A 25,474-nucleotide genomic window follows, 5' to 3' on the forward strand; every position below is an offset into this window, starting at 1 on the left:
CGCCCCTTGGGGCGGCTGCAAAGGCCGGAATGCGGGAGAATGAGTGTCTAGTCGCTACCCATAATAGTCCTGCAGCGAACGCACTTCAAGTTCGTCTGCATTTACCGACACGATCGCGTTCGCAGCGGCAGCCGATGCGGCGGCAGTGGTGTAGTAGGGCACCTTCATTTCCAGCGCCGATGCGCGAATGGACTGGCTGTCCTTGTGGCTCTGCCAGCCCTCGGTGGTGTTGAACACCAGCGCCACTTCGCCGTCGCTCAGCTTGTCCACGATATGCGGGCGGCCCTCTGCCACCTTGTTGACGCGTTCGACGGGCAGGCCCTGTTCCTTCAGGTAGCTGGCGGTTCCGCCGGTCGCGATCACCTTGAAGCCGAAATCGACCAGTTGCTGCACGGGGCCGACGATGCTCGCCTTGTCGCTGTCCTTCACGGAAACGAACACCGTGCCCTCGGTCGGCAGCACGCTGCCCTCTGCAATCTGCGACTTGGCGTAGGCGGTGGCGAAATCGCGGTCGATGCCCATCACTTCGCCGGTGGACTTCATTTCCGGGGTGAGGACCGGGTCCGATCCGGGGAAGCGGGCGAAGGGGAACACGGCTTCCTTCACGGCCACGTAATCAAGGTCGCGCTTGATCTTCGGCAGGTCGGCCAGCATCTCGCCGGCCATTACACGGGCGGCGATCTTGGCGATCTGCGATCCGCTGGCCTTGGCGACGAAGGGCACGGTGCGACTGGCGCGCGGGTTCACCTCGATCAGGTAGACCTCGCCGTCCTTCACCGCGAACTGCACGTTCATCAGGCCGCGCACCTGCAAGGCGCGGGCGAGCGCATCGGCCTGGCGTTCCATCTCGTCGATAATGTCCTGCGGCAGGCTGTAGGGCGGCAGGGAGCAGGCACTGTCGCCCGAGTGGACGCCCGCTTCCTCGATGTGCTGCATGACGCCCGCGATCACCACGTCGTCGCCATCGCACAGGGCGTCGACATCGCATTCCACGGCATCGCGCAGGTACTGGTCGACCAGCACGGGGCTGTCGCCGGACACTTCGACGGCGGTGTTGATGTAGTTGATGAGCTGCGCATCGCCATCCACGATTTCCATCGCGCGGCCGCCCAACACGTAGCTGGGGCGCAGCAGCACGGGGTATCCGATGCGGTGCGCCACGGCGAGCGCCTCCTGCTCCGAATAGGCAATGCCGTTCTCGGGCTGCTTCAGCTTCAGCTTGTTGACGAGGCGCGCGAAGCGTTCGCGGTCTTCGGCAAGGTCGATGGCATCGGGGCTAGTGCCCAGGATCGGGATGCCTGCCTTCTCCAGCGCGCTGGCCAGCTTCAGCGGGGTCTGCCCGCCGAACTGCACGATCACGCCTTTCAGCGTGCCCTTGGAATGCTCGACGCGCAGGATTTCCAGCACGTCTTCAGCCGTCAGCGGCTCGAAATAGAGGCGGTCGGACGTATCGTAGTCGGTCGAAACCGTCTCCGGGTTGCAGTTGACCATGATGGTCTCGTAACCCGCTTCGGAGAGCGCGAAGCAGGCGTGAACGCAGCAATAGTCGAACTCGATACCCTGCCCGATCCGGTTCGGCCCGCCGCCCAGGATAACGATTTTCTCGCGATCGCTGGGCCAGGCCTCGTTTTCAGGCTCACCGAACGACGGCGCTTCGTAGGTCGAGTACATGTACGGCGTGATCGCCTCGAACTCGGCGGCGCAGCTGTCGATGCGCTTGAACACCGGCAGCACGCCCAGCTTCTGGCGCAGCTTGCGCACCTCGTCCTCGCTGGTGGCACCGGCCATGGCGCGCAGCGCGTCGTGCAGCAGGCCCGAACGCTTGGCCTGCGTTTCCCCCAGGCCACCCGCCACACCAACGGAGCGCACGGCCAGCGTCGCCAACCGCTTGTCGGAAAAGCCCATGGCTTTCAGGCGGCGCAGTTCGGCAGCATTGTTGGGCAGGCCCTCTGCCCCGATCATCTTCTCTTCGTAGATGATCTCCTCGATATGGCGTAGGAACCACGGATCGTAGAAGGTGATCGCCTGCACCTCTTCCACGGTGAAGCCTTCGCGGAAGGCCTGCGCGATGTGGAGGATGCGGTCGGGCGTCGCCTGGCTGAGCGCGGCGGTAATCACGTCGCGGCTTTTGCCTTCCAGTTCCACCACGCGGTTGAACCCGTCCAGCCCGGTTTCCAGGCCGCGCAACGCCTTCTGCATCGATTCCTTGAAGTTGCGGCCGATGGCCATGACTTCGCCGACGGACTTCATCGCGGTGGAAAGGTGGTTGTCCGCACCCTTGAACTTCTCGAACGCAAAGCGCGGGATCTTGGTGACGACGTAGTCGATCGTCGGCTCGAAACTGGCGGGCGTTGCGCCGGTGATTTCGTTGGTGATCTCGTCCAGCGTGTAGCCCACGGCCAGCTTCGCCGCGACGCGGGCGATGGGAAAGCCGGTCGCCTTGGATGCCAGCGCGGATGAGCGCGAGACACGCGGGTTCATCTCGATCACGATCAGGCGGCCATCAGCGGGATTGACTGCGAACTGTACGTTCGAACCCCCTGTTTCCACGCCGATTTCGCGCAGCACATTGATGCTGGCGTTGCGCATGATCTGGTATTCCTTGTCCGTCAGCGTCAGGGCTGGCGCGACGGTGATGGAATCGCCCGTGTGGACCCCCATCGGGTCGACGTTCTCGATGGAGCAGACGATGATGCAGTTGTCGTTCCTGTCGCGGACGACCTCCATCTCGTATTCTTTCCAGCCGAGCAGGCTTTCCTCGATCAGCACCTCTGTCGTGGGACTGGCGTCGAGGCCGCTTTTCACGATCCGCTCGAACTCCGCCTTGTTGTAAGCCACGCCGCCGCCGGTGCCGCCCATCGTGAAGCTGGGACGGATGATGGATGGCAGGCCGGTGCGCTCCAGCACCTCGTATGCCTCGGCCAGCGTGTGCGCCACGCCGCTGCGTGCGCTCTCGAGGCCGATCTTGTCCATCGCCTCGCGGAAGCGCTGGCGGTTCTCGGCCTTGTCGATGGCATCCGCCCTCGCCCCAATCATCTCCACGCCGTGCTGCTTGAGGACGCCCATCTCCTCCAGCTTCAGCGCGCAGTTCAGTGCCGTCTGCCCGCCCATCGTGGGCAGCACCGCATCGGGCTTTTCCTTGGAGATGATCTTGGCGACGATTTCCGGCGTGATCGGCTCGATATAGGTCGCGTCGGCAAATTCCGGGTCGGTCATGATGGTGGCTGGATTGGAATTGACCAGGATGACGCGGTAGCCGTCCTCCTTCAGCGCCTTGATCGCCTGGGTGCCGGAATAGTCGAACTCGCAGGCCTGCCCGATGATGATCGGACCAGCGCCAATGACGAGGATGGAGGAGATGTCAGTGCGTTTGGGCATTAGAAGTGCTTGCCACCTTCGCTTACAAGTTGATCATACGCCGATTTCGAGAGGCGTAGACTTTGGGAAACTTTCCCAGGAATAGCTCGTGTTTTCGAGCCGTAGGTATCGATCTGAATAAACTTCTCGCCAGTCTCGTCCTCGACCAAGCTAATCGTAGCGTCGACTTCGGAGTGCTTAGAGTTGCGATCCAAGTCTTTGCGTTCAAATTCTCGAACTACAGCCATTCCAAATCTCCTAGCCCAACATCCCCACAAACTTCTCGAACAGGTAGAAGCTGTCCTGCGGTCCTGGCGATGCCTCGGGGTGGTACTGCACCCCGAACGCCTTCTTGCCGCTGATCGCGATGCCGCAGTTGCTGCCGTCGAACAGCGAGACGTGCGTCTGCTCCACGCCTGCGGGCAGGGTGTCGCCATCCACCGCAAAGCCGTGGTTCATCGAGGTGATTTCGACGAGGTCGCGGGTTTCGCCCCAGCTTTCGCCCACGCGCTGAACCGGGTGGTTCGCGCCGCGGTGGCCCTGGTGCATCTTCACCGTCTTCGCGCCCGCTGCCAGCGCCAGCATCTGGTGGCCGAGGCATATGCCGAACAGCGGCATGTCCGCATCCAGCAGCGCCTTGATTACCGGCACCGCGTATTCGCCCGTCGCCGCCGGGTCGCCGGGGCCGTTGGAGAGAAACACGCCGTCTGGCTTCAGCGCCGTGATGTCTTCCAGCGAAGTCCTCGCCGGAACCACCGTGACCCGCGCGCCCGCTTTCACGAGGTTACGGAAGATGTTGTCCTTGCTGCCATAGTCGATGGCAACGACATGCGGCTTCGCGTCCCGGGATGCGCGGCCATAGCCGTGGCCCAGCCGCCAGTAGCCGCCTTCCCAGTCCTCCTGGTGCTCGCGAGAAACGCGCTGGGCGAGGTCCATGCCCTCCAGCCCCGGCCATTCCTGCGCGCGCTGCAGCAGGGCGTCGATATCGAAATTGCCCTTCGGATCGTGCGCGATCACCGCATTGGGCGCGCCCGACAGGCGGATGCGGCGGGTCAGCGCGCGGGTGTCGACGCCGGCAAGGCCGATTTTGCCCATCTTCGCCATCCATTCCACGAACTCGCCTTCGGAGCGGAAGTTGGACTGGCGCGTCACTTCCTCGCGCACGATGCAGCCGACCGCGCCCTCGACGCGGCTTTCGTAATCCTCGTCATTCGTGCCGACGTTGCCGATGTGGGGGAAAGTAAAGTTGACGATCTGGGCCGCGTAGCTCGGGTCCGTCATCACTTCCTGGTAGCCCGTCATCGCGGTGTTGAAGCAGACTTCGCCCACCGCGCTGCCGGTGGCGCCGAAACCCTTGCCCCACACGATGGTGCCGTCGGCAAGAACAAGAACACCCGTTGCTCCCTTGGGCGCAGACGAAGAGGCGAGAAAGGCCATGGGTGGCTCCCGTTGAATCAGTGGACCGACGATGTGTGCTAAGTCCCAGCCGCTAGAGGCCAGCCGGTCATGCGTCAAGCGCGAGGCTTGGCTTTATTTTTCCCGGCCCTACATGGGGCCTCGAAACTTCCATTCCCTGCACAAGAGAACATCATGATCCGCGATACCATCAAGGCCGAAACCGTCACCGCCATGAAGGCCAAGGACAAGGAACGCACCGCCGCCCTTCGTCTGATCTCCGCCAAGATTAAGGACCGCGACATCGAGATGCGCGGCAAGGACGTTGCCGATGATGACGCGCTGGTGATCGACGTGCTGCAGAAGATGGCCAAGCAGCGCCGCGAATCGATCCAGATGTACGAGGATGGCGGGCGCGAGGAGCTGGCAGCCCAGGAACGGGGCGAACTAACCGTGATCGAGGAATTCCTGCCCCAGCAGATGAGCGAGGCAGAGACCAAAGCCGCCATCGAGCAGATCAAGTCCGAGACCGGAGCCGAGGGCATGAAGGACATGGGCAAGGTGATGGGCGAACTGAAGGCCCGCCATGGCACCCAGCTCGACATGGGCCGGGCCAGCGGCTGGGTGAAGGAATCGCTCAGCTAGGGTTTATCCCCCGCCCTCCACAGATTGTGTCTCGCCCCCTCGCGGCGAATCGCCCGCTTGGTTAGGATGCAGCCATGGCGCTCTCTCCCCAATGGCTGGATGAACTGAAAGGCAGGATCACGCTGTCCACGCTGATCCAGCGGACGGTGAAGTTGCAGCGCGCCGGGCGCGAGTGGAAGGCGTGCTGCCCGTTCCATTCGGAAAACACGCCCAGCTTCTACGTCAACGACCAGAAGGGGTTCTACCACTGCTTCGGCTGCCAGCAGCACGGCGGCGCGATCGACTGGATGATGGAGCAGCACGGCCTCCCGTTCATGGATGCGGTGAAGGAGCTTGCCTCCGAAGCCGGGATGGAAGTGCCCGCCCCCGATCCGCGCGCGGCGCAGCGGGCAGAGCAGCGCGCGACATTACATGACGTGATGGCTGCGGCGCAGGAATGGTTCGTCAGCCAGCTTGCCTCCCCCGCGGGGCAACAGGCGCGGGCCTATCTCGAACGGCGGGGGTTCAGCGAACACACCATCCGCCGCTTCGGCTTTGGCTGGGCGCCGGACGACAAGCAGGCGATCAGGAAAGCGCTGGAGACGTTCGACGAGCGGCTGCTGATCGAGGCGGGACTGCTGATCGAGGTCGAGGACAAGGTGCCCTACTCGCGCTTTCGCGGCCGCGTGATGCTACCGATCCAGGATGCGCGGGAGCGGGTGATCGCGTTCGGCGGGCGTATCTTGCAGGACCGGGACGGCGTTGCGAAATATCTCAACAGCCCGGACACGCCGTTGTTCGACAAGGGCCGCACGCTCTACAACTTGCACCGCGCCGCCACCGCTTCTCGCAAGACTGACCGCGTGATCGTGGCCGAGGGATACATGGACGTGATCGCGCTGGCCGCTGCCGGTATCGAGGATGCCGTCGCCCCGATGGGCACCGCGCTTACCGAACAGCAGATCGAACTGCTCTGGCGCATGGCGGACAAGCCGGTGCTGTGTTTCGATGGCGACAAGGCGGGCACCCGCGCCGCCATGCGGGCTGCGGAACGCGCCCTGCCCCTGCTGCGCCCCGGCCATTCACTGCGTGTGGTGCAATTGCCCTCGGGCCTTGACCCGGACGATCTGATCAAGAGCGACGGGCGCAAGGGCATGGACAAGCTGTTGGAAGAGCCCAAGTCGCTGCTGGACCTTGTGTGGGAGCACGAGCGCGACGCATCGCCCCTCGCCTCTCCCGAGGACAAGGCCGGCCTGAAGGCGCGCCTGATCGAGCATACCGAGGCTATCCAGCATCCCGATATCCGCTCCCTCTACCGCCGCGAGCTGCTGGACCGGTATGGCACCTTTGCCTACCCGCCCAGGGATTTTCAGAAGCGGGGCGAGTTCCAGAAGGGCGGCTTTCGCGGCAACCGCCCGTTCGACCGCAACGCCCCGCAGCGCACCCCGCCGCATGTCACCCAGCGCCTGCGAAGAGCGACAACCGGCGCTTTCCGCGACATGCTGACCTCCGCAGTCCTGAACGGGCTGGCCCGCCATCCGGGGGAGATCCACCGCCACGCCGATGCCTTGCTGGGCCTCTCCACGGGTGATGCGAAATTGGCGCAGGCGGTGAATTTTCTGCTCGATCACGCGCAAGAGCTTGAAGCCTCCGGAAATTCGCCCATATCGGTGAATGACAGCCTGCCGCCTGCACCGGATAACACCCGTTTTTCCTTCCTGATGGAGGGCCCAGATCCGGACGAGGCGCGAGAGGATCTGGCCGAAGCCGTTGCCCTGTTGGTCGAAAGGCCAGCACTAGAGGCGGCAATTGTAGAGGCCACCCGTCGTTTCGATTCAGATCCAGAGGGTGCGTTTGCAGAGCAGCAGCGCCTGCGTAAACGAAAGCTGGAAATCGATTCGCGACTCGGGCAAATGGCACGAAAGCGCGCCGCGTCGCAGGCGCTGGAAACACAAGATGAGGAGGCCGGTGAACTGCCGGCCACCGAACAGGAAACGGATTAACAACTCCTATGGCGTCCAAGGCCAAGAAGAAGCAGAACGACGATGCTCCGCTGATCGACCTGAACGAGGCGTCGATCAAGAAGATGATCGCGAAGGCAAAGCGCAAGGGCTACATCACCTATGATGAGCTGAACGACGCGCTGCCCAGCGACCAGATGAGCGCCGACCAGATCGAGGACATCCAGACCGCGCTTTCCGACATGGGCGTGCAGATCGTCGAGAACGCCGAAGAGGCCGACGACGAGGATGATGACGACGGTCCGGAGGAAATCGCGCCCACCGGATCGGAATCGCAGGATTCTAACGCCAAGCAGAATGTCCCGGAAAAGAAGAAGTCCACCGCCGGTGAAGGCCGCACGGACGATCCGGTGCGCATGTACCTGCGCGAAATGGGCGCGGTGGAACTGCTCAGCCGCGAGGGTGAGATCGCCATTGCCAAGCGCATCGAGGCCGGTCGCGACACCATGATCATGGGCCTGTGCGAAAGCCCGATCACTTTCCACGCAATCATCATGTGGTCCGAAGCGCTCAATTCCGAGGAAATGCAGCTGCGCGAGATCCTCGATCTCGATGCCATGCTGTCGAAGGAACCGCCCGTCGACAAGATGGAAGAGGGTGAGGACGACGACGATGGCGAGATTTCCGAGGAGACCGCCGGTCCCACCATCCGCGACGACGATGATGACGATGACGACGACAACAGCGAGGATGGCGACGACGAGGACGGCGAAGGCTCTTCCCGCAAGCGCGAGGATGACGACGAGGAAGACAACACCATGTCTCTCGCCCAGATGGAAGCCGCGCTGAAGCCGGACGCGCTGGAGCGGTTCGCCCGTATCACCGACCTGTTCAAGAAGTTCGAAAAGCTGCAGGCCGAGCGTGTCGACGTGCTGGCCGCAGGGGATGAGTTCCCCAAGGCCAAGGAAAACCGCTACGAATCGCTGCGCGAAGAGCTGACGGCAGAGGTCGAGTCCGTGCAGTTCCACGCGACCAAGATCGAGTACCTGGTCGACAACCTCTACGCCTTCAACCGCCGCCTGACGGCGCTGGGAGGCCAGATGCTGCGCCTTGCCGAACGGCACAAGGTGAAGCGGATTGATTTTCTCAACAGCTACGTCGGTAACGAGCTGGACGAGAACTGGCTGGCCGACAAGTCGAAGAAGGACAAGAAGTGGGCCGCCTTCGCCGAGAAGGAAGCCGACGCGGTTGAGCGCATTCGCGCAGAAATCGCCGACATTGCCAGCCAGACGGGCATGAGCCTCGATGAATTCCGCCGCATCGTGAACATGGTGCAGAAGGGCGAGCGCGAGGCGCGTATCGCCAAGAAGGAAATGGTCGAGGCGAACCTGCGCCTGGTTATCTCCATCGCCAAGAAATACACCAACCGCGGACTGCAATTCCTGGACCTGATCCAGGAAGGCAACATCGGCCTGATGAAGGCGGTCGACAAGTTCGAGTACCGCCGCGGGTACAAATTCAGCACCTATGCCACCTGGTGGATCCGGCAGGCGATTACCCGCTCTATCGCGGACCAGGCGCGCACGATCCGTATCCCGGTCCACATGATCGAGACGATCAACAAGCTGGTGCGCACCAGTCGCCAGTTCCTGCACGAGCAGGGCCGCGAACCCACGCCGGAGGAAATGGCAGAGCGCCTTTCCATGCCGCTGGAAAAGGTCCGCAAGGTGATGAAGATCGCCAAGGAACCGATCAGCCTCGAAACGCCGATCGGCGACGAGGAAGATTCGCACCTGGGTGATTTCATCGAGGACAAGAACGCCATCATCCCGGTCGATGCCGCGATCCAGGCGAACCTCAAGGAAACCGTCACCCGCGTGCTGGCCTCGCTCACCCCGCGTGAGGAACGCGTGCTGCGCATGCGGTTCGGCATCGGCATGAACACCGATCACACGCTTGAGGAAGTCGGGCAGCAGTTCTCGGTGACCCGCGAACGTATCCGCCAGATCGAGGCAAAGGCGCTGCGCAAGCTCAAGCACCCGAGTCGCAGCCGCAAGATGCGCTCGTTCCTCGACCAGTAGGTTCGGCAGTTACCGAAGGGATCGCCATGAAGTTCGCCTGTGTTTGTGCCATCGCGGCAATGTCCCTTGCCGTGCCCTCGGTCGCGCAGGCCCAGGAGAGCCCTGCCGCATCCATCAGCTCTGTAGAGCTGCAACTGGCGAGCGAGATCATCGATACCGCCTACCCTCAGGACACTCGCGAACCGATGTTCATGGCCGTCAGCGAGCAGATGGAGCAGCAGGTCATGGCCTCGGTCATTCAGCAGATGGGTGACCTGCCAGCGGGCGCGCGCAAGGTCCTCCATGACTGGCAGGCAACGGTGACGAGTCAGCAGAGGGACATCCTGCGCCGCCACATACCGGCTATAATGCAGGCATGGGCCGAATCCTACGCCAATATCTTTAGCGAAAATGAGTTGCGCGACATCCTGACATTTGTGCAGACCGACACGGGCAGGACTTTCTTGATGAAATCCACCGACGTCATCAGCGATCCGGCTTTCGCCAGCGCAAACCAGGCCTACATAGACGAATCGATGGCACTGATGCAGGATCGCATGCCGGACCTGATTAGGGGTTTGTCGGAAATCGCCGAGGCGCAGTAAGCCGGACGGGCCGCCGGCAATGTCGCGCCTGATCCTCTTCAACAAACCGATGAACGTGTTGTCCCAGTTTACCGACCGGGGCAGCCCGACGCAGCGCGCCACCCTTTCGGACTACATCGACGTTCCCGGCGTCTATCCTGCTGGCCGGCTAGACCGCGACAGCGAAGGACTGCTTCTGCTGACCGACGACGGCAAATTGCAGGCCCGCATCGCCGATCCGAGGTTCAAGCTGCCCAAGACCTACCTTGTCCAGGTAGAGGGCGTTCCGGACGAGGCCGCCATCCGGCAGCTTTGCTCAGGCGTCGAACTGAAGGACGGGCCGACCCGCCCTGCCCGCGCCGAGATCATCGCCGATCCGCAACTTTGGCCGCGCGACCCGCCGGTGCGTTTCCGCAAGTCCGTGCCCGATACGTGGCTGCGCCTGACCATACGTGAAGGGCGCAACCGGCAGGTGCGCCGTATGACAGCAGCCGTGGGGCATCCCACCCTGCGGCTGGTGCGCTGGAGCATTGGCGAATGGAACCTTTCGGGTGTCGAACCCGGAAAATGGTGCGATGCAGCACACAAGTGATGGACGGCGCCTTGATCCCCTGACATAACCCCGTGCCGAGAGAGGAGAGCAATACTTTCCATTGCAGGAGCGCTCTTCGTGCCAGTTTCCAGTCCCAGGGTTATCGCCATCGTCAGCCAGAAGGGCGGCTCGGGCAAGACCACGCTCGCCCTGCATCTGGCAACCATTGCCGTGCAGAAGAAGATGCCTGCCTGCGTGATCGATACCGATCCCCAGGCCACGGCTGCCGCGTGGGGAGACTGGCGCGGCGATTTCCTTCCCGCCGTGGTCACCAGCCCGCCCGCCCGCCTTGCGCGGACGATCGCAAACGCGGGCCGCGAGGGGCTGGAACTGGTGGTGATCGACACCCCTCCCCATGCCGAAGCTGCCATGCGAGAGGCCATAAAGGCCGCAGATCTCGTGCTCATCCCCACCCGGCCCCGTGCGTTCGACCTGCATGCGCTGGAAGGCATTGCCGACATGGTGACCTTCACCGGCACTCCCGCCCACGTGGTCCTGAACGGCGTGCCTGCCCGCGCCACGAAGATGGTGGCAGAGGCGCATGAGGCGGCAGACAGGATGGGCCTGAAGACCTGCCCGGTCACCTTCGGCGAACGCGCCGACTTCCATCGCTCCTCGTCCAGCGGCGAAGTCGCCAGCGAGATCGACGCTGCGGGCAAGGCGGCACTGGAGGTGGAAGCCCTTTGGAAATGGGTCAGGAAGACACTCGGCTGAACTGGGCTGATATATTTCGGAATTTCCGGCTTTCTGCGGGAACCACCTTGGCAACGAGGCGATTGAAGAGGTTCGGGGACGAGGGAAATTTCTAGTGAGCAGTACACTTGGCCATTGATTTCAAAGCGCTCCTGGGCCGCTCTCCCAATCCATATGTTATTCTCGATACGAAGTTTGTCCTCGTCTGGATGAACGACGCTTACCTGCGCACGACGATGCGCTCGCGCGAAGACATCATCGGGCGCCACATGTTCGATGCCTTCCCCAGTGATCCCAAATCCGAAAGTTTCAGCAAGCTTTACGATTCGCTGCGCCGTGCGCGCGACAGTGGGAAGACCGACGAACTGGCCCTGATCCGCTACGATATCGAACGTCCCGACGGCGGATATGACGTGCGTTACTGGAGCGCCACCCACACACCCGTCTGCGATGACAACGGCGAGGTCGAGTACATCCTGCAACACACCGTCGACGTGACCGAACTGCACAACCTGCGGCAGATGCGGGACGAAGTGGATGTGGTTCGCCGCGCCAACGCCGTGGAGGCCCGCAATCAGGACCTGATGGCCGAATGCCGCCGGATGACCGACATGTTCGAGCAGGCCCCCGGGTTCGTTGCCGTACTGGAAGGCGAGGACCATCGATTCCGTATGACGAACGAGGCCTATCTCGATCTTGTGGGCCGTACCGACATCCTGGGCATGCCGGTGCGCGAAGCCCTTCCCGAAGTCGTTGACCAGGGGTTCGTCGATATCCTGAACCAGGTCCGCACCAGCGCAGAGCCTTACGTCGGCCACCGCGAGAAGGTGATACTGGCAAAGGAGGGCGACGACGCGCCGTCCGACCGATTCCTCAACTTCATCTTCCAGCCGATTTTCGACAACGACGATGTCGTGACGGGCATCATCGTGCAAGGTTACGACGTTACCGAGGAAATCGCCTACGAACAGCGCCAGCGCCTGCTGATCGACGAATTGAACCACCGGGTGAAGAACACGCTGGCCATCGTCCAGGGTCTGGCGGGGCAGTCGTTCGGCTCGGTCGAAGGTTCGCAGAATGCCAGGGCCATATTCAATGGCAGGTTGCAGGCGCTGGCATCGGCCCACACCCTGTTGACGCAGAGGAGCTGGGGCTCGGCTGAACTGGTCGAAATCGTCACCGGTTCGGCAGAAGCGACAGCAGGCGACCTGATCGAGCGTTTCGAGATCGCCGGCCCCCTGATGACCCTGCATCCGCAGACTTCGGTCTCGCTGGCCATGATCATCCATGAACTTTGCACCAACGCCATCAAGTACGGCGCACTTTCGATGCCGGAAGGCAGGGTGTCCGTTACCTGGGAGGTAGAGCACCACGAGGGTGAGGAACACTTGCGGCTCGTCTGGCGAGAAAGCGGTGGCCCGCACGTAGAGCCGCCATCCCGCAAGGGTTTCGGCACGCGGCTGATCACCAGCGGAATGTCGACGGAGTCGGGTGAAGTGAGCATGGATTTCCAACCGGAAGGTCTCGTGTGCACCATCAAGGCCCACCTGGCGCCTGCCCTGTGAAAATCGCCGGAAACACCTTTCTGCTGGTGGAGGACGAGCCGATCATCAGCTTCGCGCTAGAAGACATGATGATGGATGCCGGTGCGCAGACGCAGTGCGCGTCTTCCCTGGACGCAGGGCTGGCACTGGCCGATTCCATGGCTTTCGATGGTGCGGTTCTGGATGTGAACCTGCATGGCCGCGAAAGCTATCCGCTGGCGCGCAAGCTGCTTGGCAAAGGGTCCGCAGTCGTTTTCGCCACCGGTTACGGCGTGGAACCCTTGCCCGACGACCTGGCGCAGGTGGAAACCGTGGCCAAGCCATACAACATGGACGCCATCACCGCCGCATTCGAACGCATCGAGAAAGCCGGCAAATAGCCTGCCACCCCGTAGAGGGCGTTCGCCCCCGCGCAAATTCCCCCTCCCCGCACCGATCTTTCGGGGAAGAATGCCCGCCGCGGCCCCTTTTCGGGTAGCGAAAATCGGCTCCCCCGACTATGTGGGCGCCCATGAAGATTGCCATCGCATCCGATCACGCCGCAGTCGCGCTGAAAGCCGAACTGCGGGAATGGCTTATTGAAGAAGGCCACGAAGTCGCGGACCTGGGCCCGGATACCGCCGAGTCGGTCGACTATCCCAACTATGGCTACATGCTTGCAGGCGTTGTGGCGGATGGCACTGTCGAGCGGGGCATCGGCTTGTGCGGTTCCGGCATTGGCATTTCCATGGCCCTCAACCGCAATCCCGACGTGCGCTGCGCCCTGGTGTCGGAGCCGGCAAGCGCGCGCCTGTGCCGCGAGCACAACGATGCGAATGTCATCGCCATGGGTGCCCGCCTGATCGGGCCGGACATGGCGAAAGCCTGTATTGAAGCATTCCTCAAAACGGAGTTTGAAGGCGGTCGGCACCAGCGCCGCGTCGACAAGCTGTCCAACCCGTCCTGAAAGAATCGACATGACCACTGCAACGCAAGCCGCCACGAATTCCCTTGAAAAGGCCACCTGGCTGGACCGTTTCTGGAGCGACGATCTAGAAACCGCCGATCCCGATGTGGCCGCCATCATCGGGCGTGAACTGGGCCGCCAGCGCGACGGTATCGAACTGATCGCGAGCGAGAACATCGCCAGCACCGCCGTACTGGAAGCCTGCGGCAGCGTGTTCACCAACAAGTATGCGGAAGGCTATCCGGGCAAGCGTTACTACGGCGGCTGCGAATTCGCGGACGAGGTGGAAACGCTGGCGATCGAACGCGCGAAGAAGCTGTTCGGCTGCAACTTCGCCAACGTGCAGCCCAATTCGGGCAGCCAGATGAACCAGGCGGTGTTCCTGGCCCTGCTCGAACCCGGCGATACCTTCATGGGCCTCGACCTTGCCAGCGGCGGTCACCTGACCCACGGTTCGCCCGTCAACATGAGCGGCAAGTGGTTCAACGTGGTGCCCTACGGCGTGCGCCGCGAGGACAGCCTGATCGACATGGACGAGGTTCGCCGCCTGGCGCACGAGCACAAGCCGAAGCTGATCATCAGCGGCGGCACCGCCTATCCGCGCACCTGGGACTTTGCCGAATTCCGCAAGATCGCGGACGAGGTCGGCGCCTATCTGCTCGCAGACATCTCGCACTTCTCCGGTCTTGTCGTCGGCGGTGCCCATCCCTCGCCGTTCCCGCACGCCCACGTCGTCACCAGCACCACGCACAAGAGCTTGCGCGGTCCGCGTTCGGGCATCATCCTGTGGAATGACGAGGAACTGACGAAGCCGATCAACATGGCGGTTTTCCCCGGCATGCAGGGCGGGCCGCTGATGCACACCATCGCGGGCAAGGCCGTGGCATTCGGCGAAGCGCTTCGCCCGGAATTCCGCGTCTATGCGCAGGCCATCGCGGAAAATGCGAAGGCGCTGGCCGCCAGCCTTTCCGAAGCGGGCATTTCCATCGTCTCGGGCGGCACCGACAACCACCTGATGCTGGCCGACCTCACGCCCAAGGACGTGACCGGCAAGGCCGCCGAAAAGGGCCTCGATCGCGCGCTGATCACCTGCAACAAGAACGGTATTCCTTTCGACACGCGCTCTCCCTTCGTCACCAGCGGCGTTCGCCTCGGCACGCCGGCGGGCACGACACGCGGCTTTGGCCCGGCAGAGTTCCGCAAGATCGGCACCCTGATTGCCGACGTCGTGGACGGCATGGCCCGCAACGGCGACGAAGGTGACGCCCAGGTGGAAGAACGCGTGCGCCGCGAAGTTGCCGAACTGTGCGCGGCATTCCCCGTCTATCCCGGAAGGTAAATCATGACCGATCCCGAAAAGCCCATCGACAACCGCATCCTGGCGGACGCCGTAGACGAGGTGAAGGCCATGGGCCGGGAAGGCCTGGAGCATCCTTCGTCGAAGCCGGTGCTGACCGGTGCCGCAATCGGCGCGGTGGCCGGCGGTTTGCTGCCGGTAGTCACCTGGCCGGTGGGCCTGATCGCGGGTGCCGGGTACATGATCTACAAGCGGATCCGGCCCTGATCGATGCGATGCCCCTTCTGCGCGAACGAAGACAGCCAGGTAAAGGATTCGCGCCCCACTGAAGACAACACGGCAATCCGCCGCCGCCGCCAGTGCGAAGGCTGCGGCGCGCGGTTCACCACGTTCGAACGGGTGCAGTTGCGCGACGTGGTCGTGGTGAAATCCGCGGGCAACGGATCGCCATCGCGCCGCGAGAGCTTCGACCGGTCCAAGATCGAACAGTCCGTGGCACTGGCTTGCCGCAAGCGGGGCATCGAACAGGAACGGATCGACCAGCTCGTGTCCGGTATCCAGCGGCAGGTGGAAACGGCAGGCGACAGCGAAATACCGTCCGCCCGGATCGGCGAAATGGTGATGGAAGGACTGCGCCAGCTCGACTCGGTCGCCTACATCCGCTTCGCCTCGGTCTACCGCGATTTCTCCGAAGCGCGCGATTTCCAGGAATTCGCCAGCACCGTGCAGCAGGTCGGCGGCGATGCCGACGCCTGAGGAAAGCACCCCCGTCATCGTGCTCGTCCGACCGCAACTGGGCGAGAATATCGGCAAGGCAGCGCGCGCGATGCTCAATTTCGGGCTCACCGAAATGCGGCTGGTCAGCCCGCGCGATGGCTGGCCCAACCCCTCCGCCGGTCCTGCCGCTGCGGGGGCGGACGTGGTGCTGGAAAAGGCAAAGGTGTTCGAAAGCACGGCCGAGGCAGTGGCCGATTGCGCGCATGTCTATGCCACCACGGTGCGCAAGCGCGGCGTGACAAAGCCGGTGCAGACACCCGAACAGGCGGCGCGTGACATTCCGCGCCAGCAGGGCCGCAGCGCCATTCTGTTCGGGCCGGAACGCTCCGGCCTGGAAACAGAGGATGTCGCGCTGGCCCGCACGATCATCACCGCGCCGATCAATCCGGACTTCGGGTCACTCAACCTGGCTCAGGCCGTGATCCTGGTGGCCTATGAACTGTCCAAGCATGCCGAACTGGCGATGCCCACCCACGAAGACCTGCTGCCCCCTGCCCCGCAGGACGAGCTGGAAGGCCTGATCGGGCACCTCGAACGGATGCTGGAGCCCAAGGGGTACTTCTTCCCCGAAGCGCGCGCCGAGGCAACGCGCCGCACCCTGCGCGGTGTGCTGACCAAGCCGGGGTGGAACCACCTGGAGGTTCGCACCCTGCGCGGCGTTCTGACCACGCTGCAACGCGTACCCCGGCCCGACGGCAATTAATCTGGCGTTCACGCTGGCGGGTCGAGGTTAGGCCTCTCTGCCAAGGGAGAAATCCGATGATCCTTCTTGCCGCTCTCGCCACCGTGGTTCTCTATCCCGTCGCAGGCGATGACACGCGGTTGCAGGATGAGGGCACGATCATATCGCCCGATGCGGTGGAGGCCATCGAGACAGGCTCGGATACGGTCCTGTGCATGGACCTGCCCGAAGACGCCAGCAGCCATGACCGCGCCTGCCTGACGCGCGCGGAATGGGATACGACGCTGGAACTGGCCGAAGCGGATGCTGCCCAGCGGGATTCGGTGCAGGCGCGGGAACGCGCCCTGACGAATGCCTATATCTACCTGCGCTAGCTGACCGGCAGCGAGCGGTCAGCTTCTCAGCCGATCCCACTCTTCCAGTTCATAGGCAATCGAGCTTTCGACCAGCGCATCCCAGATCTGCGCGATGTCAGTGCCGGGTAGCTTGCGGTTTTCGGCGTCGGCGCGGGCATTCTGGATGACCTGCGCCTTGCGCCCTTCGTCTCGCACGGTATCGCGGTCTGCCTTGATGCGTGCGGCGGCGCGCATGTAGCCATAGCGACGTGCCAGCAGGGCCATCAACTCGCGGTCGGTAGCATCGACACCGACGCGAACGTCGGCCATGTCGTTGCAGGATTCGGGGTCGGGTATCTCGTGATTCATGCCACGGCTCCTGCCCCGCCCGGTGCTCCGTGTCGAGCCTGAAAGCACCTGTCTTGACTTTGGGCCGCAACAGGCTAAATGCGCGCCTTCGCTGAAATTGGCTCCGCACCCCGGTGAAGCGGTGGCCACGTCTGGCAACAGGTCAGGCGGTGCGATGCCGGGTTGAATGGCCATCGATGGGATGGTCCAGCAAATGAAGGAAGCATGTCATGTCGAAGCGCACCCGCGCCAAGCATAAACTCGACCGCCGGATGGGTGAAAACATCTGGGGTCGTCCCAATTCCCCGGTCAACAAGCGCGCCTATGGCCCCGGCCAGCACGGCCAGCGTCGCAAAGGCAAGATGTCGGACTTCGGTCTGCAGCTGCGCGCCAAGCAGAAGCTGAAGGGCTACTACGGCGACGTGACCGAGAAGCAGTTCCGCGCCACTTACAAGGATGCCACCCGCATGAAGGGTGACACCGGCCAGAACCTGATCGGCCTGCTGGAGCGTCGCCTGGACATGATCGTCTACCGCGCCAAGTTCGCGCCGACGATCTTCGCCGCCCGCCAGATCGTTTCGCACGGTCACATCAAGGTGAACGGGGTGAAGTGCAACGTTGCATCGCGTCGCTGCGACGTGGGTGACGTGATCTCGCTGGGCGACAAGGCCAAGGAAATGGCGCTGATCATCGAAGCCCAGAGCCTGCCCGAGCGTGATGTTCCCGACTACGTTGCCCAGGACGGCAACGATGCGGTCACGTTCAGCCGCGTGCCTTCGCTGGACGAGGTGCCCTACCCTGTGCAGATGGAACCGAACCTGGTCGTCGAGTTCTACTCGCGCTGATCCGGCGTCCTGCCAGAGAACATTAAAAAGGGGCGGTCCTTCGGGGCCGCCCTTTTTTGTTTCGGTTCAACGCCTTGCCGGGAACCGTTCGCAACTCCGCGGCTTCATTCCGTGCTATGACGCAGTATCGGTTCATCACGCCCAAGCGCAGGGGCAAATGGTACGACACGCTTGCCGCCGCGCAGCTCTTCGCGGAACGGATCGGTGCCGGTTTTCTGGATTCGACTGGGCAATTCGTGCCCTATCGCGGCACCGTGCTGGAAATGCGCAGCAGGCCGCCCGCCGCCGTGCAGACGGATGTGGCCGCGGGCGTCACGCGGGGCCTGAATAGTCCTGCCTGAAAGTCCGGGCGAACTCTGCAAAGCCTCCCTTCGCGATGGCATCGCGCATCGCCTGCATCAGTTGCTGATAGAAGCTGAGGTTGTGCTCCGTTACGAGCATGGCACCCAGGATCTCACCCGACTTGTGCAGGTGGTGGAGATAGGCGCGCGAATAGCTGCCGCAGGTGGGGCACGAACACCGCTCGTCCAGCGGTCCGGTATCCTCCGCATGGCGGGCATTGCGCAGGTTCAGCGGACCGTTCCAGGTAAATGCCTGTCCATTGCGGCCCGAACGCGTGGGCAGCACGCAGTCGAACATGTCGACCCCGCGCTCTACCGCGCCGACGAGGTCGTCGGGCTTGCCGACCCCCATCAGGTAGCGCGGCGCATCTTCGGGTAACTGGCCGGGGGCGTAATCGAGCACGCCGAACATGGCCTCCTGCCCCTCGCCCACGGCCAGGCCGCCGATCGCATAACCGTCGAAGCCGATCTCGCGCAGCGCACCGGCAGAGCGGGCGCGCAGGGTTTCATCCAGTGCGCCCTGCTGGATGCCGAACAGCGCGCTGTTTGCGGCATGCTCCCCGCCAGCGTCAAAGGCCTCTCGGCTGCGTCTTGCCCAGCGCATGGAAAGCTCCATGCTCGCCTCGATCTCCTGCATCGGCCGATCGGCGCGCGGACATTCGTCGAAGCACATTACGATATCGCTGCCGAGCAGGCGCTGAATTTCCATGCTGCGTTCCGGGCTGAGCATGTGTTTCGAGCCGTCGATATGGCTGCGGAATTCCACGCCTTCCTCGGTCAGCTTGCGCAAGTCCGAAAGGCTCATGACCTGATAGCCGCCGCTGTCGGTCAGGATCGGGCGGTCCCAGCGCATGAACTTGTGCAGACCGCCCAGCCTTGCCACCCGCTCCGCACCCGGGCGCAGCATCAGGTGGTAGGTATTGCCAAGGATGATGTCAGCCCCGGTGCCGCGCACGTCCTCCGGCTTCATCGCCTTTACCGTGGCGGCAGTGCCAACCGGCATGAAGGCGGGCGTGCGAATGGTGCCCCGACGCATGGCGATTTCGCCGGTGCGCGCCTTGCCGTCCGTTGCGTGGACGGTGAACGCGAAGCGCGGGCGATCAGAAGCCATAGACGAGGGCGAAGCGCGAGATCGTGTCTGTGCTCACCGCTCCGGGCGGAGGGCTGCTGTCGTACTCGATAGCCCATGACAATCGCGCGCTCAGCTTGTCGGTCAGGCCTGCTTCGAGGCCAGTCGTCGCGGCAAGGCTGGTGTTGGTGCTGTCCACGATCAGCAGCACTTCTCCGCCTGTCTCGATGGTGGAACTCGCATCCTGCGTGAACGTGAGGCTGTCAGAGATATTCCATTCGAAATCCGCGCCGAACAGGCCAGCAAGGCGGCTGGCGCTGGTTCCGTTGGTAAAGTCGGTAACACGGTAGGCGGGGCCTGCCTTGACCGACAGTTCCATGTCCTCCTCGTCGATCACCTTGTAGCCGATGCCGCCGGAAACCGCATAACGCGCGGTATAGCCTTGCAGCCGATCGGCCTCGTATTGCGCCAGGCCATAGGCGAACAGGCGCGGGGTGATCTGGAAGCGCGGCTCGTAACGGGCAAGGAACTGCTCACGCGATGTCACGCCGTTCTGACGGCGGTAATCGGCGGTAAGGCGCAGCCGGTGCTCCCAGTCGATCCCTTCCCGCTTGAGCGCGAGCGCGGCGGTGACGCCGAATTCGTCCGTGTTGCCGCTGGATTGAAAGGCGCCGATCTGGCCTTCGCCGCCCCAGTTGTCAAAAAGGCTTGCCTGGCGCATTTCCTGAAGCTCACGCGCGGCCTCGGCAGCGGCGACCTCGGCCTGGTGCGCCTGGTATTCGGTCCAGATTGCGTCGATGTCCGCCGCATCGTCCGGAAAGGCGGTGCGGGCGGCGGCAACCACGGCTTCGACCTGTGCGGCGTCACCACTTGCGATCGCGGCATCGATCATGGTGCGCGCGGCTTCGGGAAGTTCGGCAGCGGCAGGTGAGCAAAGCAGGAGGGCGGGAATGGCGAGGAGAGGCAGTTTCGTCATGACCAGACCCCGCTAGCGCGTCATTCGCGCAATCGCCAGCCTGTCTTGAAAATCCATCCGATGATGGCGACGCATACCAGCAGGAACAGCAGGGTCGCGCCGAAGGATACCCAGATCGGGAAATCCGACTGGCCAAGGAACGTCCAGCGCAGCCCGTTCACCAGATAGACCACCGGGTTCACCAGCGTCACGCTGCGCCAGGGTTCGGGCAGCATTTCGATGGAATAGAAAGTGCCGCCTAGAAACGTGAGCGGCATCAGGATCAGCAGCGGAACGACCTGCAGTTTCTCGAACCCGTCGGCCCACAGACCGATGATGAACCCCAGCAACGAAAACGTGGCAGAGACAAGCAGGATATAGCCAAAGGCCAGGAACGGGTGGACGACCTCGTAATCGATGATCAGCGCCGCAGTGCCCATGATGATTGCCGCCAGGATCATCGACTTCACCGCCGCCGCGCCCACAAAACCGATCAGTGTTTCCGCAACGCCGACCGGGGCCGATAACAGTTCGTAAATCGCGCCGGTGAACTTGGGCATATAGATCCCGAAGCTGGCGTTGCTCGTGCTTTCGGACAGCAGCGTCAGCATCAGCAGCCCGGGCACGATAAAGGAACCGTAACTGACATCGCCGGGCAGCTCCATCCGGCTGCCGATGGCAGCGCCGAACACCACCAGGTAAAGCGAAGTGGTGATGACGGGGGAGGCGATGGAGCCGAACGCGGTGCGGAACATGCGCATCAGCTCGTTCTTGAAGATCGCGAAGGCACCCCGGGCATTGAAAGTCGGGTTGAAGCTCATGCCGTAACCTCCGGCTCGTGCAGCAGGTCGACGAAAATGTCTTCCAGCGTGCTTTCACGGGTTTCCATGCCGGTGAAGACGATACCCTCGCGCGCCATGACCTGCGCGATCTCGGCCACCTCGCGCTTCCCCTTGCCGGTCCCGTCGCCGCCGCGATAGACAAGGCAGGTGCCGCCCTGCTCCAGGTGCAGCGGGTATTCGCCTAGCGAGGCGGGTATTGCAGGCAGCGGCGCGTCGAAGGTGAAATGCGCTTCCGTGCGGCCAAGCTTGGCCATGATCGCATCCTTCTCGTCCACCAGCAGGATACGCCCCTTGCTGATCACGCCTACCCGATCGGCCATTTCCTCGGCTTCCTCGATGTAGTGGGTGGTGAGGATGATCGTCGTCCCCTTCTCACGCAGGGCATCGATCTGGCGCCACATGTCGCGCCGCAGTTCCACGTCCACACCAGCGGTCGGCTCGTCGAGGAACAGCAACTGCGGATCGTGCGCCAGCGCCTTGGCAATCATCACGCGCCGCTTCATCCCGCCCGAGAGCGCGCGGATTTGCGCATCGCGCTTGTCCCACAGGCTGAGGCTGCGCAAAACTTCCTCGATCCGCGCATCGTCGGGCTCGCACCCGAACATCCCGCGCGAAAAGCGTACCTGCCGGATGACCTTGTCGAACATGTCGAAGCTGAGTTCCTGCGGCACCAGCCCGATATCGCGTCGCACCTGTTTCCAATGCTTCGCCAGGTCCTTGCCGAACACCTCGATCCGGCCACCGGTGGGGCGCACCATGCCGCAGACTGAGCCGATGAGCGTGGTCTTGCCCGCCCCGTTCGGCCCCAGCAGCGCGAATATCTCGCCGCGCTTGATCGTCAGGTCGACGCCGTCGAGCGCCTTTACCCCGCCCTTGTAGGTTTTTTCGAGGCCACGAATGTCGAGGATAGTGTCGGTCAAGCGGGTAACCAGTTTCCGTGAAAGCCGGGAGGGATGCGCTGCGGTATGTGGACCGCCGCAACGGTGTCAAGCGTCAGGGCGTCGCAAATCTCCAGCGTGGTCTCGTCCCTTGCGGGGTCGATCACGTAGCCCATCACCCAGCCATCGCCCTCGGGCGCGTCGGGGCTGCGTGGAACGAAGACGAATTCGCCCGGCACGCGGTGATCGCCAAAGTCGCGAACAACGGTTTCGCCGGTTTCCAGATCGTGTCGCAAGAGCGGCAGGCCTTCGGTCATGTCGAGATTTCCCGTCTCGGGAATGCCGATAGTCCACAGGTAACGATAGTCGGAGCAGAAAAACCGCTCATCAGGCCGGGGAAACTCCTGCGGGCGCCCATCCAGCGTTTCCCGGCTGAACGCGCCACTATCGGGATCGAGATACCAGCGCTCCAGCCCCCTACCCCTGCCATAGGGACCGGGCATCGGCCCGTCGTGCATTGTCTCGTACGCGCAGACATCCAGCGCAACGCGGCCATCGGCGAGGTCGAAACTGTTGCCGATGTGGAAGACGAAGGCAGGATCGACCTCGCACCATACAATGTCCTCTGCCGTGCCTTTGCGCGGCAGCAGGCCGACGCGCGCCCGGTGATCGGGCTTCCAGCGATAGGGGAACGTCTCGCCGGCAATCAGGGATTGCATGGAAAAGCACATGGGCAGATCGAAAATCAGCACGAAACGGTCGGTCAGCCCGCAATCGTGGACAGAGGGGCCGTGCCGCACCGGGATCGGCGTCTCCCGCAGCACCATGCCCGTCTTGTCGATCACCACGTGGCGCAACATCTCGGGCTTGGTCGCTTCGTAGCAGATGGCGTGCAGCTCCCCGGTCTTCGGGTCTTCATGCGGATGGGCGGTGTAGGACCCGGTCAGTCCGCCACCAAGGTTAGAATAGGCGCGCGTTTCCAGGTCATCGTCCAGAGCCACCGGGAAGGAGCCCGCCTCTACCAGCGCCATGATCTCTCCGCCGATGCGCAGGACGTTCGTGTTCACCGTATCGTTGGCGTTGCGCCGCGGCCCGGGCGCCGCCTCCGGTCCGCCGCGACCGGCTAGGTGGCGCGAGCGGATGAAGCGGTTGCGGTACCACTGCACGTGCCCGCCCTGCAGCTTCACGCCATGAACCATCCCGTCGCCCAGGAACCAGTGATGCCCCTTCTCCGGCTTACCGAAAGGGTTGGGGCCGATGCGGACGTACTGACCATTCAGCTCTGGCGGCACAGTTCCCGTCACCATCAGGTTGGTAAACGTCTGCTCGCTCTCCAGCGGCTTGTGCACGCCGTTGTAGAAGGGATTGGTGTCGGGCGAGGGAAGACGCTGGCGGTTGAATTCGGCGAGGCGGGTTACAACGGGCACCATCGCCTTGCGCACCGCGCGTTCGAGTACCGATGCCATCCGCCGTCTCCAGTTGCTGTTTGCAACGCAGTAGCGGGTTTAACCCTCGGGTAGCAACAGTGACGAATCGCCGTAGCTGTAGAACCGATACCCCTGCGCGATCGCGTGGGCATAGACGGCCTGCATCCGTTCGCGCCCCATCAAAGCAGATACCAGCATCATAAGCGTGGACTTGGGCAGGTGGAAATTGGTCATCAGGCCCTCTACCGCGCGGAAGCGGTAGCCGGGCGTGATGAAGATGTCGGTATCGGCGGAGAAAGGGTGGATCACCCCCTCCTCGTCCGCGGCGCTTTCCAGCAGGCGCAGGCTGGTCGTACCGACGGCAATGATCCTGCCGCCCGCCGCACGCGCGGTGTTCAGGCGATCAGCCGTGGCTGCGTCGATAATGCCGAACTCGGCGTGCATGCGGTGGTCGTCGGTATCCTCTGCCTTCACCGGAAGAAACGTGCCCGCGCCGACATGCAGGGTGAGCGTTTCGCGCCCGATCCCGGCGTCGTCCAGTGAAGCGATCAACCGGTCGGTAAAATGGAGTGCAGCCGTGGGGGCAGCCACGGCACCGTCCTTCTGCGCAAACATGGTCTGGTAGTCTTCGCGGTCCTGCGCATCGGTCTCGCGTTTGCCTGCAATGTAGGGTGGCAGGGGCATGCGCCCTGCCCTCTCCAGCAGCACTTCGACCGGCTCGTCACCCTCGAATGCCAGGGTGAAGCTGCCATCATCGTGCCGCTCCTCAGCGATGGCGAACACCTCCGCCCCGAATTCGACCCGGTCGCCGGGTTTCAGGCGCTTGGCATTGCGGATGAACGCCTGCCAGCGGCGCAGGTCCAACCGCTTGTGCAACGTGGCGCCGATACGCGCCTCTCCGCGCCTGCCTTCGAGTTGCGCCGGGATTACGCGCGTGTCGTTGAACACCAGCACGTCGCCTGCGCGCAGCATGTCGGGCAGGTCGAGCACGCCGCAATCGGCGAACGGCGCATTGCCGCGCACAACGAGCATGCGCGCAGCATCGCGCGGCCGCGCCGGGCGCAGCGCGATCAGTTCCTGCGGCAGGTCGAAATCGAAGAGATCAACGCGCATCGGATAGAAGCCGACCACCCAGACCCTGTCGCAGGGCCTGCCGGGTCAGGCAGTGCTACTCGCCGCTCGAGGCGTTGAGCATATCTGCCGTGATGATCTCTGACGGCGGCGTCGACGCGTTCGGCATCATCTGCGGCACGTTGTCCGATGCGATGCTGGCCTGCAGGATGCGCGTGGGATTGCTGGGCGGCTCGCCCCGCTGGATGGCATCCACGGCACCCATGTTCGAAATCACGCGGCCGAAATTGGTGTAGCGGCGATCCAGCGCGAAGCGCGGGTAGAACACGATGAAGAACTGGCTGTTGGCGCTGTCTTCGGAATCGGCGCGGGCCATGGACACGGTGCCACGCACGTGGGGCAGCATGTTGAACTCTTCCTCCAGGTCGGGAAGCGTCGATCCGCCCTGCCCGGTGCCGGTGGGGTCGCCGGTCTGCGCCATGAAGCCATCGATCACGCGGTGGAACGGCACGCCGTTGTAGAACCCGTCACGTGCCAGCATCTTTATCCGCTCGACATGGTTGGGCGCCCATTCGGGCACCAGGCGGATGGCAACACGCTCTCCGGTCGACAGGTCGAGCAGGAGGATATTCTCGCGATCTTCCTGCACGTCGAAATTCACGCGAATGGGCAGCTGCCGCGTTTGCGCGTTGGTGGAGTCCACCGTCTCGACAGCGGGGGTAAGCCCCATGTCCTGCGCGGCGGCAGGGGTGGCGGAGAAGGTGAATGCGGCAGCGATGGCCGACAGCGCGATGTGGCGGATCATGGTCCCGTCCGAAAGATTAAAAGGTGAAAATGCCCGCAAGCCCTAT

At 63.3% G+C, this 25,474-nt stretch carries 27 protein-coding genes; 16 read left to right on the top strand and 11 right to left on the bottom strand.

Translation table 11 applies throughout. The features are described 5' to 3' along the window. Positions 1-54 precede the first annotated feature (54 nt). From carB to carA, 3 genes are read right to left on the bottom strand one after another with little or no spacing between them, the layout of a single operon-like run. Positions 55-3,378 (bottom strand): carbamoyl-phosphate synthase large subunit, encoded by a 3,324-nt coding sequence (gene carB / locus D2V07_RS01240; RefSeq protein WP_119584210.1) that lies wholly within the window; start codon positions 3,376-3,378, stop codon positions 55-57. Then, positions 3,378-3,605, bottom strand: coding sequence for a methionyl-tRNA formyltransferase (locus tag D2V07_RS18780; protein ID WP_119584211.1), 228 nt, complete (start codon positions 3,603-3,605; stop codon positions 3,378-3,380). Before D2V07_RS18780 ends, carB begins: the two co-directional genes overlap by 1 nt. Positions 3,606-3,615: 10 nt before the next feature. Next, on the bottom strand, positions 3,616-4,794 hold the full coding sequence (carA, locus tag D2V07_RS01250) for a glutamine-hydrolyzing carbamoyl-phosphate synthase small subunit (RefSeq protein WP_119584212.1): 1,179 nt from the start codon (positions 4,792-4,794) through the stop codon (positions 3,616-3,618). A 153-nt stretch (positions 4,795-4,947) separates the two neighbouring features. On the opposite strand from carA, the gene D2V07_RS01255 reads away from it, so the two are divergent. From D2V07_RS01255 to D2V07_RS01320, 14 genes are all read left to right on the top strand, one after another. Further along, positions 4,948-5,397 carry a GatB/YqeY domain-containing protein gene (locus tag D2V07_RS01255; protein WP_119584213.1) on the top strand — a complete coding sequence of 150 codons (450 nt, stop codon included), beginning with the start codon at positions 4,948-4,950 and terminating at the stop codon, positions 5,395-5,397. Positions 5,398-5,471: 74 nt separating this feature from the next. After that, a complete protein-coding gene (gene dnaG, locus D2V07_RS01260; RefSeq protein WP_119584214.1) occupies positions 5,472-7,379 on the top strand; it encodes a DNA primase in 1,908 nt (635 codons plus the stop codon). Between the two features lie 8 nt (positions 7,380-7,387). Next, positions 7,388-9,418, top strand: coding sequence for an RNA polymerase sigma factor RpoD (rpoD, locus tag D2V07_RS01265; protein ID WP_119584215.1), 2,031 nt, complete (start codon positions 7,388-7,390; stop codon positions 9,416-9,418). 59 nt (positions 9,419-9,477) lie between these two features. Continuing rightward, positions 9,478-10,002 carry a DUF2059 domain-containing protein gene (locus D2V07_RS01270; RefSeq protein ID WP_119584216.1) on the top strand — a complete coding sequence of 175 codons (525 nt, stop codon included), beginning with the start codon at positions 9,478-9,480 and terminating at the stop codon, positions 10,000-10,002. A gap of 19 nt (positions 10,003-10,021) precedes the next feature. Continuing rightward, positions 10,022-10,573 carry a pseudouridine synthase gene (locus D2V07_RS01275; RefSeq protein ID WP_119584217.1) on the top strand — a complete coding sequence of 184 codons (552 nt, stop codon included), beginning with the start codon at positions 10,022-10,024 and terminating at the stop codon, positions 10,571-10,573. A gap of 78 nt (positions 10,574-10,651) precedes the next feature. Continuing rightward, positions 10,652-11,287, top strand: a complete 636-nt coding sequence (locus D2V07_RS01280; protein WP_119584218.1) for a ParA family protein — start codon at positions 10,652-10,654, stop codon at positions 11,285-11,287. Between the two features lie 107 nt (positions 11,288-11,394). Further along, positions 11,395-12,831 (top strand): sensor histidine kinase, encoded by a 1,437-nt coding sequence (locus tag D2V07_RS01285; RefSeq protein WP_233548192.1) that lies wholly within the window; start codon positions 11,395-11,397, stop codon positions 12,829-12,831. Next, positions 12,828-13,190 (top strand): response regulator, encoded by a 363-nt coding sequence (locus D2V07_RS01290; protein ID WP_119584219.1) that lies wholly within the window; start codon positions 12,828-12,830, stop codon positions 13,188-13,190. Before D2V07_RS01285 ends, D2V07_RS01290 begins: the two co-directional genes overlap by 4 nt. A 131-nt stretch (positions 13,191-13,321) precedes the next feature. Next, the gene (gene rpiB / locus D2V07_RS01295) at positions 13,322-13,756 is read left to right on the top strand and encodes a ribose 5-phosphate isomerase B (protein WP_119584793.1); all 435 of its coding nucleotides are present in this window, start codon (positions 13,322-13,324) and stop codon (positions 13,754-13,756) included. A 10-nt stretch (positions 13,757-13,766) separates the two neighbouring features. Next, positions 13,767-15,095: a serine hydroxymethyltransferase gene (glyA, locus tag D2V07_RS01300; protein ID WP_119584220.1), complete on the top strand. Its 1,329-nt coding sequence runs from the start codon at positions 13,767-13,769 to the stop codon at positions 15,093-15,095. Positions 15,096-15,098: 3 nt separating this feature from the next. Beyond that, complete coding sequence (locus D2V07_RS01305) at positions 15,099-15,320, top strand: hypothetical protein (RefSeq protein ID WP_119584221.1); 222 nt, start codon at positions 15,099-15,101, stop codon at positions 15,318-15,320. 3 nt (positions 15,321-15,323) lie between these two features. Next, a complete protein-coding gene (gene nrdR, locus D2V07_RS01310; protein ID WP_119584222.1) occupies positions 15,324-15,809 on the top strand; it encodes a transcriptional regulator NrdR in 486 nt (161 codons plus the stop codon). Next, positions 15,796-16,533, top strand: a complete 738-nt coding sequence (locus D2V07_RS01315) for an RNA methyltransferase (RefSeq protein ID WP_119584223.1) — start codon at positions 15,796-15,798, stop codon at positions 16,531-16,533. The genes nrdR and D2V07_RS01315 overlap by 14 nt, the downstream gene beginning before the upstream one ends. Before the next feature lie 56 nt (positions 16,534-16,589). Further along, on the top strand, positions 16,590-16,886 hold the full coding sequence (locus D2V07_RS01320) for a hypothetical protein (RefSeq protein ID WP_119584224.1): 297 nt from the start codon (positions 16,590-16,592) through the stop codon (positions 16,884-16,886). A gap of 18 nt (positions 16,887-16,904) precedes the next feature. Here D2V07_RS01320 and D2V07_RS01325 read toward each other — a convergent pair whose 3' ends face one another. Beyond that, the gene (locus tag D2V07_RS01325; protein ID WP_119584225.1) at positions 16,905-17,216 is read right to left on the bottom strand and encodes a chorismate mutase; all 312 of its coding nucleotides are present in this window, start codon (positions 17,214-17,216) and stop codon (positions 16,905-16,907) included. 209 nt (positions 17,217-17,425) lie between these two features. On the opposite strand from D2V07_RS01325, the gene rpsD reads away from it, so the two are divergent. After that, positions 17,426-18,040 carry a 30S ribosomal protein S4 gene (rpsD, locus tag D2V07_RS01330; protein WP_119584226.1) on the top strand — a complete coding sequence of 205 codons (615 nt, stop codon included), beginning with the start codon at positions 17,426-17,428 and terminating at the stop codon, positions 18,038-18,040. A 116-nt stretch (positions 18,041-18,156) separates the two neighbouring features. Then, positions 18,157-18,381: a hypothetical protein gene (locus tag D2V07_RS01335; RefSeq protein ID WP_119584227.1), complete on the top strand. Its 225-nt coding sequence runs from the start codon at positions 18,157-18,159 to the stop codon at positions 18,379-18,381. Here the strand turns inward: D2V07_RS01335 and tgt are convergent. From tgt to D2V07_RS01370, 7 genes are read right to left on the bottom strand one after another with little or no spacing between them, the layout of a single operon-like run. Beyond that, positions 18,353-19,492, bottom strand: coding sequence for a tRNA guanosine(34) transglycosylase Tgt (gene tgt, locus D2V07_RS01340; protein ID WP_119584228.1), 1,140 nt, complete (start codon positions 19,490-19,492; stop codon positions 18,353-18,355). The two genes, D2V07_RS01335 and tgt, sit on opposite strands and share 29 nt — an antisense overlap. Continuing rightward, positions 19,482-20,426, bottom strand: coding sequence for a DUF481 domain-containing protein (locus tag D2V07_RS01345; RefSeq protein WP_119584229.1), 945 nt, complete (start codon positions 20,424-20,426; stop codon positions 19,482-19,484). Before D2V07_RS01345 ends, tgt begins: the two co-directional genes overlap by 11 nt. Before the next feature lie 20 nt (positions 20,427-20,446). Continuing rightward, positions 20,447-21,226, bottom strand: a complete 780-nt coding sequence (locus tag D2V07_RS01350; RefSeq protein ID WP_119584230.1) for an ABC transporter permease — start codon at positions 21,224-21,226, stop codon at positions 20,447-20,449. Continuing rightward, positions 21,223-22,167, bottom strand: coding sequence for an ABC transporter ATP-binding protein (locus D2V07_RS01355; protein ID WP_119584231.1), 945 nt, complete (start codon positions 22,165-22,167; stop codon positions 21,223-21,225). Before D2V07_RS01355 ends, D2V07_RS01350 begins: the two co-directional genes overlap by 4 nt. Beyond that, entirely contained in the window at positions 22,164-23,591 is a 1,428-nt protein-coding gene (locus tag D2V07_RS01360; protein ID WP_119584232.1) for an 8'-apo-carotenoid 13,14-cleaving dioxygenase, read from the bottom strand. The genes D2V07_RS01355 and D2V07_RS01360 overlap by 4 nt, the downstream gene beginning before the upstream one ends. A gap of 39 nt (positions 23,592-23,630) precedes the next feature. After that, positions 23,631-24,665: a tRNA preQ1(34) S-adenosylmethionine ribosyltransferase-isomerase QueA gene (queA, locus tag D2V07_RS01365; RefSeq protein WP_119584795.1), complete on the bottom strand. Its 1,035-nt coding sequence runs from the start codon at positions 24,663-24,665 to the stop codon at positions 23,631-23,633. Between the two features lie 55 nt (positions 24,666-24,720). Then, a complete protein-coding gene (locus D2V07_RS01370) occupies positions 24,721-25,428 on the bottom strand; it encodes a peptidylprolyl isomerase (RefSeq protein WP_199698702.1) in 708 nt (235 codons plus the stop codon). Positions 25,429-25,474 lie beyond the last annotated feature (46 nt).

This window comes from Aurantiacibacter zhengii (assembly GCF_003584125.1).
Taxonomy (GTDB): domain Bacteria; phylum Pseudomonadota; class Alphaproteobacteria; order Sphingomonadales; family Sphingomonadaceae; genus Alteraurantiacibacter; species Alteraurantiacibacter zhengii.